An 11,826-nucleotide genomic window follows, 5' to 3' on the forward strand; every position below is an offset into this window, starting at 1 on the left:
CAACCTGAAGAATGAAGAACAAAGAGCGCAATGGGACAGGTTCCAGATAACTCAACGTATTAGATAGATAAGGAATACCCCCATGTCAGAACGTTTCCCAAATGACGTGGATCCGATCGAAACTCGCGACTGGCTACAGGCGATCGAATCGGTCATCCGTGAAGAAGGTGTTGAGCGCGCTCAGTATCTGATTGACCAGCTTCTTTCTGAAGCCCGCAAAGGCGGCGTGAAAGTAGCGGCAGGTACAGGGGCAAGCAATTACATCAACACTATTGCCGTTGAAGATGAGCCGGAATATCCGGGCAATCTGGAGCTGGAGCGTCGTATTCGATCTGCTATCCGTTGGAACGCCATCATGACCGTGCTGCGTGCGTCTAAAAAAGACCTCGAGCTGGGCGGCCACATGGCATCCTTCCAGTCTTCTGCGACCGTGTACGATGTGTGCTTCAACCACTTCTTCCGTGCCCGCAATGAGCAGGATGGCGGCGACCTGGTGTACTTCCAGGGCCACATCTCCCCGGGCATTTACGCACGTGCATTCCTGGAAGGCCGTCTGACTGAAGAGCAGATGGACAATTTCCGTCAGGAAGTTCATGGCAATGGCCTGTCTTCCTACCCGCACCCGAAACTGATGCCAGAATTCTGGCAGTTCCCGACCGTTTCTATGGGTCTGGGCCCAATCGGTGCGATCTATCAGGCTAAGTTCCTGAAATATCTGGAACACCGTGGCCTGAAAGACACCTCTAAACAAACCGTTTACGCTTTCCTTGGCGACGGTGAGATGGACGAGCCGGAATCCAAGGGTGCTATCACCATTGCGACCCGTGAAAAACTGGATAACCTGGTCTTCGTCATCAACTGTAACCTGCAGCGTCTGGACGGCCCGGTCACCGGTAACGGCAAAATCGTTAACGAGCTGGAAGGTATCTTCGAAGGTGCTGGCTGGAACGTAATCAAAGTGATGTGGGGCGGTCGTTGGGATGAGCTGCTGCGTAAAGACACCAGCGGTAAACTGATCCAACTGATGAACGAAACCGTTGACGGCGACTACCAGACCTTCAAATCCAAAGATGGCGCATACGTTCGTGAGCACTTCTTCGGTAAATATCCGGAAACCGCAGCACTGGTTGCCGACTGGACTGATGAGCAGATCTGGGCGCTGAACCGTGGTGGTCACGATCCGAAGAAAGTCTACGCTGCACTGAAAAAAGCGCAGGAAACCAAAGGCAAAGCCACCGTCATCCTGGCCCATACCATCAAAGGTTATGGCATGGGTGACACCGCCGAAGGTAAAAACATCGCTCACCAGGTGAAGAAAATGAACATGGATGGCGTGCGCTACATTCGCGACCGTTTCAATGTTCCGGTTACTGACGAGCAGGTTGAAAAACTGTCTTACATTACCTTCCCGGAAGGTTCTGAAGAGCACAAATATCTGCACGAACGCCGCCAGGCGCTGCACGGCTACCTGCCGAGCCGTCAGCCGAACTTCACTGAGAAGCTGGAACTGCCGACCCTGGAAGACTTCGGCGCGCTGCTGGAAGAGCAGAACAAAGAAATCTCTACGACCATCGCTTTCGTTCGTGCCCTGAACGTGATGCTGAAGAACAAATCGATCAAAGATCGTCTGGTTCCGATCATCGCCGACGAAGCGCGTACTTTCGGTATGGAAGGTCTGTTCCGTCAGATTGGTATTTACAGCCCGAACGGCCAGCAGTACACCCCGCAGGACCGTGAGCAGGTTGCGTACTACAAAGAAGACGAGAAAGGTCAGATTCTGCAGGAAGGGATCAACGAGCTGGGCGCAGGGTCTTCCTGGCTGGCCGCGGCGACTTCCTATAGCACCAACGATCTGCCGATGATTCCGTTCTACATCTACTACTCCATGTTCGGTTTCCAGCGTATCGGCGACCTGTGCTGGGCAGCAGGTGACCAACAGGCGCGTGGCTTCCTGATTGGCGGGACGTCTGGTCGTACAACGCTGAACGGTGAAGGTCTGCAGCACGAAGATGGTCACAGCCATATTCAGTCTCTGACTATCCCGAACTGTATCTCTTACGATCCGTCTTACGCCTACGAAGTTGCAGTCATCATGCACGATGGTCTGGAGCGTATGTACGGTGAAAAACAAGAGAACGTTTACTACTACATCACCACGCTGAACGAAAACTACCACATGCCAGCCATGCCGGAAGGTGCTGAGGAAGGTATCCGTAAAGGTATCTACAAACTCGAAACCCTGGAAGGTAGCAAAGGTAAAGTTCAGCTGCTGGGCTCCGGTTCTATCCTGCGTCACGTTCGTGAAGCGGCAGAGATCCTGGCGAAAGACTACGGCGTGGGTTCTGACGTGTACAGCGTCACCTCCTTCACCGAACTGGCACGTGATGGTCAGGACTGTGAACGCTGGAACATGCTGCACCCACTGGAAACCCCGCGCGTTCCGTACATCGCTCAGGTGATGAACGACGCGCCGGCTGTAGCATCAACTGACTATATGAAACTGTTTGCCGAACAGGTTCGTACTTATGTACCGGCTGATGATTATCGCGTACTGGGTACCGACGGTTTCGGTCGCTCTGACAGCCGTGAAAACCTGCGTCACCACTTCGAAGTGGATGCTTCCTACGTGGTAGTCGCGGCACTGGGCGAACTGGCTAAACGTGGCGAAATCGATAAGAAAGTGGTTGCGGATGCAATTACCAAATTCAACATCGATGCAGAAAAAGTTAACCCGCGTCTGGCGTAAGAGGTAAAAGAATAATGGCTATCGAAATCAAAGTACCGGACATCGGGGCAGATGAAGTTGAAATCACCGAGATCCTGGTCAAAGTAGGCGACAAGGTAGAAGCCGAACAGTCGCTGATCACCGTAGAAGGCGATAAAGCCTCTATGGAAGTTCCGTCTCCACAGGCTGGCGTTGTCAAAGAGATCAAAGTCTCTGTTGGCGACAAAACAGAGACTGGCAAATTGATCATGATTTTCGATTCCGCTGACGGTGCAGCAGCCGCTGCACCTGCTCCGGCAGAAGAGAAGAAAGAAGCCGCTCCGGCAGCAGCACCTGCAGCTGCAGCAGCGAAAGACGTCCATGTACCCGACATCGGCGGTGACGAAGTTGAAGTGACTGAGATCATGGTCAAAGTGGGCGATACCGTTGCCGCTGAACAGTCCCTGATCACCGTAGAAGGCGACAAAGCTTCTATGGAAGTGCCGGCGCCGTTTGCGGGTACCGTGAAAGAGATCAAAATCAACACCGGCGACAAAGTGTCTACCGGCTCCCTGATCATGGTCTTCGAAGTGGCGGGTGCTGCACCTGCTGCCGCGCCTGCACAGGCCGCTGCTCCGGCCCCGGCTGCTGCACCAGCAGCCACTGGCGCGAAAGACGTTAACGTACCGGATATCGGCGGTGACGAAGTTGAAGTGACCGAAGTGATGGTGAAAGTGGGCGATAAAGTGGCCGCTGAGCAATCACTGATCACCGTTGAAGGCGACAAAGCTTCTATGGAAGTGCCGGCGCCGTTCGCGGGTACCGTTAAAGAAATCAAGATCAGCACCGGCGATAAAGTGAAAACCGGCTCTCTGATTATGGTCTTCGAAGTGGAAGGCGCAGCACCTGCTGCTGCCGCGCCACAGCAGGCTGCCGCACCGGCTCCAGCTGCTGCATCTGCACCTGCGCCAGCTGCCGCTGCTCCGGCCGCAAAAGCCGAAGGCAAATCTGAGTTTGCTGAGAACGATGCTTACGTTCATGCGACCCCACTGATTCGCCGTCTGGCGCGCGAGTTCGGCGTGAACCTGGCGAAAGTGAAGGGCACAGGCCGTAAAGGTCGTATCCTGCGCGAAGACGTTCAGACTTACGTGAAAGACGCTATCAAGCGTGCGGAAGCCGCTCCGGCAGCCGCAGCAGGTGGTGGTATCCCGGGCATGCTGCCATGGCCGAAAGTCGACTTCAGCAAGTTTGGTGAAATCGAAGAAGTGGAACTGGGCCGCATCCAGAAAATTTCTGGTGCTAACCTGAGCCGTAACTGGGTGATGATCCCGCACGTTACCCACTTCGACAAAACCGATATCACCGACCTGGAAGCGTTCCGTAAACAGCAGAACGCTGAGGCTGAGAAGCGCAAACTGGACGTGAAATTCACCCCAGTGGTCTTCATCATGAAAGCGGTTGCTGCGGCTCTGGAACAGATGCCACGCTTCAACAGCTCCTTGTCCGAAGACGGCCAGCGCCTGACGCTGAAGAAATACATCAACATCGGTGTGGCGGTAGATACCCCGAATGGTCTGGTGGTTCCGGTCTTTAAAGACGTGAACAAGAAGAGCGTGACCGAGCTGTCTCGTGAACTGACGGCTATCTCTAAGAAAGCGCGTGACGGTAAGCTGACGGCTGGCGAAATGCAGGGCGGTTGCTTCACCATCTCCAGCATCGGCGGCCTGGGTACGACCCACTTTGCACCGATTGTGAACGCGCCTGAAGTCGCGATCCTTGGTGTCTCCAAGTCCGCGATGGAGCCAGTGTGGAATGGTAAAGAGTTCGTACCGCGTCTGATGATGCCGATCTCTCTGTCCTTCGACCACCGCGTGATTGACGGTGCTGATGGTGCGCGTTTCATTACCATCATTAACAATATGCTGTCTGACATTCGCCGCCTGGTGATGTAAGCAAAAAAGCCGGCCCGACGGCCGGCTTTTTTCTGGTAATCTCATGATGGTTTTGGGGTTATTAGTGCTAAAGATAAATCGTTGCCGTTTTGTTGTTTCAAAATTGTTAACAATTTTGTAAAATACGGACGGATAGAACGACCCGGTGGACGATGGGCGACAAGACCAGGGATCGCCGGAAATAAATTAAGAGGTCATGATGAGTACTGAAATCAAAACTCAGGTCGTGGTACTTGGGGCAGGCCCCGCAGGTTACTCTGCAGCCTTCCGTTGCGCTGATTTAGGTCTGGAAACCGTAATCGTTGAACGTTACAGCACCCTCGGTGGTGTTTGTCTGAACGTCGGCTGTATCCCTTCTAAAGCACTGCTGCACGTAGCCAAAGTTATCGAAGAGGCCAAAGCGCTGGCAGAACACGGTATCGTCTTCGGCGAGCCGAAAACCGATATCGACAAGATTCGTACCTGGAAAGAAAAAGTAATCACTCAGCTGACCGGCGGTCTGGCTGGCATGGCGAAAGGCCGTAAAGTGAAAGTGGTTACCGGTCTGGGTAAATTCACCGGGGCGAACACCCTGGAAGTGGAAGGTGAGAACGGTAAAACCGTGATCAACTTCGACAACGCGATCATCGCGGCGGGTTCCCGTCCGATCCAGTTGCCGTTCATTCCTCATGAAGATCCGCGCGTGTGGGATTCCACCGACGCCCTGGAACTGAAATCCGTACCGAAGCGTCTGCTGGTCATGGGTGGCGGTATCATCGGTCTGGAAATGGGTACTGTGTACCACGCGCTGGGTTCAGAGATTGACGTGGTTGAAATGTTCGACCAGGTTATCCCGGCGGCGGACAAAGATATCGTTAAAGTCTTCACCAAACGCATCAGCAAGAAATTCAACCTGATGCTGGAAACCAAAGTGACTGCCGTTGAAGCAAAAGAAGACGGTATTTACGTTTCCATGGAAGGCAAAAAAGCCCCTGCTGAAGCGCAGCGTTATGACGCCGTGCTGGTGGCAATCGGTCGTGTGCCGAACGGTAAAAACCTCGACGCTGGCAAAGCAGGCGTGGAAGTGGACGATCGTGGCTTCATCCGCGTTGACAAACAGCTGCGCACCAACGTGCCGCACATCTTTGCTATCGGCGATATCGTCGGTCAGCCGATGCTGGCGCACAAAGGGGTTCACGAAGGTCACGTTGCCGCTGAAGTTATCGCCGGCATGAAGCATTACTTCGATCCGAAAGTGATCCCATCCATTGCCTACACTGAACCAGAAGTGGCATGGGTAGGTCTGACCGAGAAAGAAGCGAAAGAGAAAGGCATCAGCTACGAAACCGCCACCTTCCCGTGGGCTGCTTCTGGCCGTGCTATCGCTTCCGACTGCGCAGACGGTATGACTAAACTGATTTTCGACAAAGAAACTCACCGCGTCATCGGTGGTGCGATTGTCGGTACCAACGGCGGCGAGCTGCTGGGTGAGATCGGTCTGGCAATCGAAATGGGCTGTGACGCGGAAGACATCGCGCTGACCATCCACGCGCACCCGACTCTGCACGAGTCCGTGGGCCTGGCGGCAGAAGTGTTCGAAGGTAGCATCACTGACCTGCCGAACGCAAAAGCGAAGAAGAAGAAATAATCTTCAGCCTTCCGGTAACGAAAAAGCGGCGTAAATGCCGCTTTTTTTATGCCTGCTACTCCACCGGCTTCCACGGCTCGTGTGGCGTAAATTTCTCTATGGCGATGGCTTTTAGCCCGCTATCTTCCCCTAAATTCGTCTGATACACCCGGTCGTCCTGACTTACCATGAAGCTCATCACACCCGTTTCGCCCCAGGTCACCGGCCAGGCAAGCAGCGCAAATCCTTTCGCGTTATCGCTGGCAATAATGCGGAAATAATAGCCGTGATACCCTTCGCCAGGTGACTCAGGACTGAAAGCCGGCCCTAAGGGACTGGGCGTTTCACCTGGTTTTACCGGCCAGTAGAGACCGTCCTGTTGACCTGCATGGCTGATAATTCGGCTGGCAAATGCTTGTTTGCGCTGCCAGTAGTCATACTGGGCGTCGACATAGGCACGCATGGCCTGTATCGCCGAGAGTTCATTGCGGCCAATCGTGCGCGTGAGGATCTCATCCTGCGCGGCAGACATATCAAAATGCCAGCCTTTACTCGCCTTCACGATGGGGATGGGCAACTGCCAGTTCTCCTGGCCGACGTTCAGGTGAGCGACATTACCTTGTTGCACAATCTGGTGGCTGACTTTCCAGTCGCGGTTAAAGCGCGCAATGGCTTCGGGGTCCGCGCCTTCAGGGGGCAAAAACTGTCGCCAGTTATCGCCTAACAGGGTAGTCATTTGCGCATCGTTATTGTCGGCAATTGCACGGGCAAAAGAGCTGGCGGCCTCGTCTGGCGTGGCGAACATCTGCTGGGCGTAGCTCATTAACGGAAGCGAGAGCAGCAGGGTGCTTAACAGTACTTTTTTCATTATCGGCTCCCGTTAACGACGGCGAAATTCATGGTGTTCAGATGCGCGTTCGCGCATGTGGGCTCGTTGCTCATTACTGATGTTACTCAGACGGCGGCTTTCCTGACCGCGCTGCTGCTGCGATTGCCAGTTCGGCGAACGGCTGTCGTTACCGCTAAATACATTCGCATGGTTTTGCTGAAACGCCTGACGCTGCTGTGGCGAGGAGGATTCGACGCGCTGACGTACCGTCTCCCGCTGCGGTTGTGAAATCGGGCGTTGCTGCGCTTTGGCCCTGAGATCGTCACGATGCAGTTGTTGCGCTGTCGTAGTCGATTGTTTCAAGGTCTGTTGCGCATTCTGACGACGCGCGCTGTTGCTGTTGTCGTCATAGCCGCGATAGTTATTGCGTTGGGCAACCTGATTCAACTGTTGAGCGGCCGCTTTGCGCTGGGCATCACGCGTTGTGGCTGTCGGTTGCTGAGCCAGCGCTTTAGACGCATCCGGATGACGCTGTTGCAGTTGTGCCATCGCTGCCTGACGCTGGCTGTCGCGGGATGCCGTCGCAGCAGGCTGCTGTGTAGCGCTGAGACCGCCGCTGACGTCGGTCGGGTGGAAACGCGGGGCGGTCGTGCCATTCTGATACGGTACGCCGCCGCGCCAGGCCGGGTTGTGCTGCCAGGTTATGTTCTGTGTTTTCAGATTCTGTCCGGAGATGCGGTTGAAGTTATCGACGTTGATATTGATGTTATCGCCATTGTGTTGATAACCGTGACCGTCGCGATGATCGTCATCATGATGGTGATCGTCATCGTGGTGATGATCGTCGTCATCCCAGTCGATATTGCTGAACAGCGCATAGGTGGTGGCGACGCCCAGGCTGTAGCCGAACCCTTTAACAAAACTGCCAGCGAACTGCTCGCCTGGCGTAGGCGGGAGATACACCGGCGGGTATGCGGTGTTGGGCCAGGTGCCATAAACCGTAGCGGGATTATAGCTGGGGACGTACACCACCTGCGGATCTGCAGGTTCAATTTTAATTACCGTGGAGGCTGGGGCGGCGGAAACGGCGCTGGATTTTGTTGCGGAGGAGATGGTTGAGGGGGCTGCCGCGACGCTCTTTTTCGGCGTGCTGGTCACCGTCTGCTGCGGCGTAGATTTCAGCGAGCCGGTCTGCTGGGCCAGTAAGCGCAGGCGTTGCACGGAGTCCATCACATCCTGCGGTTGCGCCAGAAATGCATCACCGAGGTTTTGCACCCACTCCGTGTTTTCCCCCATCAGCGTCATAAGTTGCGGAAAGGCGACCAGCGACTTCACGCTGGGATCCCACGGCTGGTTTGCGACAGCCTGAATGGCGGCATCGCCTTGCCGTGTCGGATTATCGCGCGACCATTGTGCTGCCTGGACGACGTTAGCCGGATAGGTCGAGGCCATCAGAACCTGCGAAAGCAGCGGGTCCGGATAGAGGGCGATCGGCGCGACCCATTGATCGATTTGCGCCGTGGTAAAGCTCACTTTCGCAACGGGAGTCGCTTCGGCTGGCGCGAGCGGTTGCGCAGCAATGGGGGGCGTGGGCAGCGTAGGGGCTTCCGGTGTGCGGCTTTTGACATACAGCACGCTTGAAGCAGCAAGTAGTCCGGCGCTACAGATCAACGCAAGCACGTGGGGTTTAAAGGGCAACGTCATATTCTTACTCCCGATTTCCTGGAAATCGCAATGGTCGAAGTGCTGCCACCCGCAGGTGCAGTGTTGCGTGAGTATAAAGAGACGATAGTTTAATTTTTGACTAATCTTGGGATCGGTACAGTAGAGTGATTATAAGAATGCGAAATAGTGTGACGATTCGTAACAGCGATAAATTTCCCGCTTCTGAAATCGAAAAGGGCATTAGACCATCCTTAACGATTCAGCCACTTTTTTATGTTGCTTTTTTGTAAACAGATTAACACCTCACTAAAATCCTGTTATTCTGCCCATTGCGGTACCGGGCATTTACCCTACAAACTGCTGTCTCACAGGAGCGTGAAGAGAATCGCCCATCGATAAAGCGCCGCACTATGACAATGAGAGCGAGGAGAACCGTCGTGCTAGAAGAATACCGTAAGCACGTAGCAGAACGTGCCGCCGAGGGGATTGTGCCCAAACCCTTAGATGCAACCCAAATGGCCGCGCTCGTCGAGCTGCTGAAAGCACCGCCTGCGGGCGAAGAAGAATTCCTGTTAGACCTGTTGATCAACCGTGTTCCCCCGGGCGTCGATGAAGCCGCCTATGTCAAAGCCAGTTTCCTCGCTGCCGTCGCGAAAGGCGAAACGACTTCCCCACTGATTACGCCTGAAAAAGCGATTGAACTGCTCGGCACCATGCAGGGTGGTTACAACATTCATCCGCTGATTGACGCTCTGGACGATGCAAAACTGGCGCCGATTGCCGCCAAAGCGCTCTCCCATACGCTGCTGATGTTCGATAACTTCTATGACGTAGAAGAAAAAGCCAAAGCAGGGAACGAATATGCGAAGCAGGTGATGCAGTCCTGGGCGGAGGCCGAATGGTTCCTGAGCCGTCCGCCGCTGGCTGAAAAAATGACCGTCACCGTTTTCAAAGTCACCGGTGAAACCAATACCGATGACCTGTCTCCTGCACCTGATGCGTGGTCTCGTCCGGATATCCCGCTGCACGCGTTAGCGATGCTGAAAAACGCCCGTGAAGGCATTGAGCCGGATCAGCCGGGTGTCGTTGGCCCAATCAAACAGATCGAAGCCCTGGCGAGTAAAGGTTACCCGCTGGCTTACGTCGGTGACGTCGTCGGGACCGGTTCTTCACGTAAATCCGCCACCAACTCCGTGCTGTGGTTCATGGGTGACGACATTCCGCACGTGCCGAACAAGCGCGGCGGCGGTCTGTGCCTCGGCGGTAAAATCGCCCCTATCTTCTTCAACACCATGGAAGATGCAGGCGCACTGCCGATCGAAGTGGATGTGTCAAACCTGAACATGGGTGATGTGATTGACGTTTACCCGTTCAAAGGGGAAGTACGTAACCATGAAACCGGCGAACTGCTGGCAAGCTTTGAACTGAAAACTGACGTGCTGATTGATGAAGTGCGTGCCGGTGGCCGTATCCCACTGATCATCGGTCGCGGTCTGACCACCAAAGCGCGTGAAGCGCTGGGTCTGCCGCACTCAGACGTTTTCCGTCAGGCGAAAGATGTGGCGGAAAGCAGCCGTGGTTACTCGCTGGCGCAGAAAATGGTGGGTCGTGCGTGCGGCGTAGCCGGTATCCGTCCGGGAGCGTACTGCGAGCCGAAGATGACCTCCGTAGGTTCTCAGGATACCACTGGCCCAATGACCCGTGACGAACTGAAGGACCTGGCGTGCCTGGGCTTCTCTGCGGACCTGGTGATGCAGTCTTTCTGTCACACCGCCGCCTATCCGAAGCCGGTTGACGTCACCACGCACCACACGCTGCCTGACTTTATTATGAACCGCGGCGGTGTTTCGCTGCGTCCGGGTGATGGCGTGATCCACTCCTGGCTGAACCGTATGCTGTTGCCGGATACCGTCGGTACGGGTGGTGACTCCCATACCCGTTTCCCGATTGGTATCTCCTTCCCGGCGGGCTCGGGCCTGGTGGCGTTTGCTGCGGCGACCGGCGTGATGCCGCTGGATATGCCGGAATCGGTGCTGGTGCGCTTCAAAGGCAAAATGCAGCCGGGTATTACCCTGCGCGATCTGGTACACGCCATTCCGCTGTATGCGATCAAACAGGGTCTGCTGACCGTTGAGAAAAAAGGCAAGAAGAACATCTTCTCTGGTCGTATTCTCGAAATCGAAGGTCTGCCGGATCTGAAAGTCGAGCAGGCGTTTGAGCTGACCGATGCATCCGCCGAGCGTTCTGCGGCAGGTTGCACCATCAAGCTGAACAAAGAGCCGATCGTGGAATACCTGACCTCCAACATCGTTCTGCTGAAGTGGATGATCGCAGAAGGCTACGGCGACCGTCGTACGCTGGAACGTCGTATTCAGGGGATGGAAAAATGGCTGGCCGATCCGCAACTGCTGGAAGCCGATGCTGACGCAGAGTACGCGGCGGTGATCGACATCGATCTGGCGGATATCAAAGAGCCTATCCTTTGTGCACCGAACGATCCGGACGATGCGCGTCTGCTCTCTGATGTTCAGGGCGATAAAATCGACGAAGTGTTCATTGGTTCCTGCATGACCAACATTGGTCACTTCCGTGCGGCCGGCAAGCTGCTGGATGCGCACAAAGGCCAGTTGCCGACGCGTCTGTGGGTGGCGCCGCCAACCCGTATGGATGCGGCACAGCTGACCGAAGAGGGCTACTACAGCGTCTTTGGTAAGAGCGGTGCGCGTATTGAAATCCCGGGCTGTTCACTGTGCATGGGTAACCAGGCGCGTGTCGCAGACGGCGCGACGGTGGTATCGACTTCTACGCGTAACTTCCCGAACCGTTTAGGTACCGGTGCGAACGTCTACCTGGCGTCTGCGGAGCTGGCGGCGGTTGCGGCACTGATCGGTAAATTGCCGACGCCGGAAGAGTACCAGACCTATGTGGCGCAGGTGGATAAAACGGCAGTCGACACCTATCGTTATCTGAACTTTGACCAGCTCTCTCAATACACTGAGAAAGCGGACGGTGTGATTTTCCAGACCGCCGTGTAATGCGCTAACGCTTTTCGCGTAAAAACGCATCAATG

The 11,826-nt window shown here is 55.1% G+C and carries 6 protein-coding genes; 4 read left to right on the forward strand and 2 right to left on the reverse strand.

What is annotated here, in order from left to right; genetic code table 11:
* Window positions 1–82: 82 nt before the first annotated feature.
* The 3 genes from aceE (at window position 83) to lpdA (ending at window position 6,283) form a co-directional block, all read left to right on the forward strand.
* Window positions 83–2,746, forward strand: coding sequence for a pyruvate dehydrogenase (acetyl-transferring), homodimeric type (gene aceE, locus KI228_RS04805; RefSeq protein ID WP_042997913.1), 2,664 nt, complete (start codon window positions 83–85; stop codon window positions 2,744–2,746).
* A 14-nt stretch (window positions 2,747–2,760) separates the two neighbouring features.
* On the forward strand, window positions 2,761–4,656 hold the full coding sequence (gene aceF, locus KI228_RS04810) for a pyruvate dehydrogenase complex dihydrolipoyllysine-residue acetyltransferase (protein WP_061070520.1): 1,896 nt from the start codon (window positions 2,761–2,763) through the stop codon (window positions 4,654–4,656).
* A 199-nt stretch (window positions 4,657–4,855) separates the two neighbouring features.
* Window positions 4,856–6,283: a dihydrolipoyl dehydrogenase gene (lpdA, locus tag KI228_RS04815; RefSeq protein WP_042997911.1), complete on the forward strand. Its 1,428-nt coding sequence runs from the start codon at window positions 4,856–4,858 to the stop codon at window positions 6,281–6,283.
* A gap of 55 nt (window positions 6,284–6,338) precedes the next feature.
* Here lpdA and KI228_RS04820 read toward each other — a convergent pair whose 3' ends face one another.
* Both KI228_RS04820 and KI228_RS04825 read right to left on the reverse strand, forming a co-directional pair.
* A complete protein-coding gene (locus KI228_RS04820) occupies window positions 6,339–7,130 on the reverse strand; it encodes a DUF2950 family protein (protein WP_044267424.1) in 792 nt (263 codons plus the stop codon).
* A gap of 12 nt (window positions 7,131–7,142) precedes the next feature.
* Complete coding sequence (locus tag KI228_RS04825) at window positions 7,143–8,795, reverse strand: DUF3300 domain-containing protein (RefSeq protein WP_061070519.1); 1,653 nt, start codon at window positions 8,793–8,795, stop codon at window positions 7,143–7,145.
* A 398-nt stretch (window positions 8,796–9,193) separates the two neighbouring features.
* Between KI228_RS04825 and acnB the strand changes: the two genes are divergently transcribed.
* Window positions 9,194–11,791 carry a bifunctional aconitate hydratase 2/2-methylisocitrate dehydratase gene (gene acnB, locus KI228_RS04830; protein ID WP_042997908.1) on the forward strand — a complete coding sequence of 866 codons (2,598 nt, stop codon included), beginning with the start codon at window positions 9,194–9,196 and terminating at the stop codon, window positions 11,789–11,791.
* The last annotated feature ends 35 nt before the right edge of the window (window positions 11,792–11,826 follow it).

This window comes from Citrobacter amalonaticus, from assembly GCF_018323885.1.
Lineage (GTDB): Bacteria > Pseudomonadota > Gammaproteobacteria > Enterobacterales > Enterobacteriaceae > Citrobacter_A > Citrobacter_A amalonaticus.

What these genes read in the sequence shown, in the direction of transcription:
- aceE (WP_042997913.1), top strand. Translation starts at nt 83, where the DNA reads ATGTCAGAACGTTTCCCAAATGACGTGGATCCGATCGAAACTCGCGAC.
- aceF (WP_061070520.1), top strand. Translation starts at nt 2,761, where the DNA reads ATGGCTATCGAAATCAAAGTACCGGACATCGGGGCAGATGAAGTTGAA.
- lpdA (WP_042997911.1), top strand. Translation starts at nt 4,856, where the DNA reads ATGAGTACTGAAATCAAAACTCAGGTCGTGGTACTTGGGGCAGGCCCC.
- KI228_RS04820 (WP_044267424.1), bottom strand. Translation starts at nt 7,130, where the DNA reads ATGAAAAAAGTACTGTTAAGCACCCTGCTGCTCTCGCTTCCGTTAATG.
- KI228_RS04825 (WP_061070519.1), bottom strand. Translation starts at nt 8,795, where the DNA reads ATGACGTTGCCCTTTAAACCCCACGTGCTTGCGTTGATCTGTAGCGCC.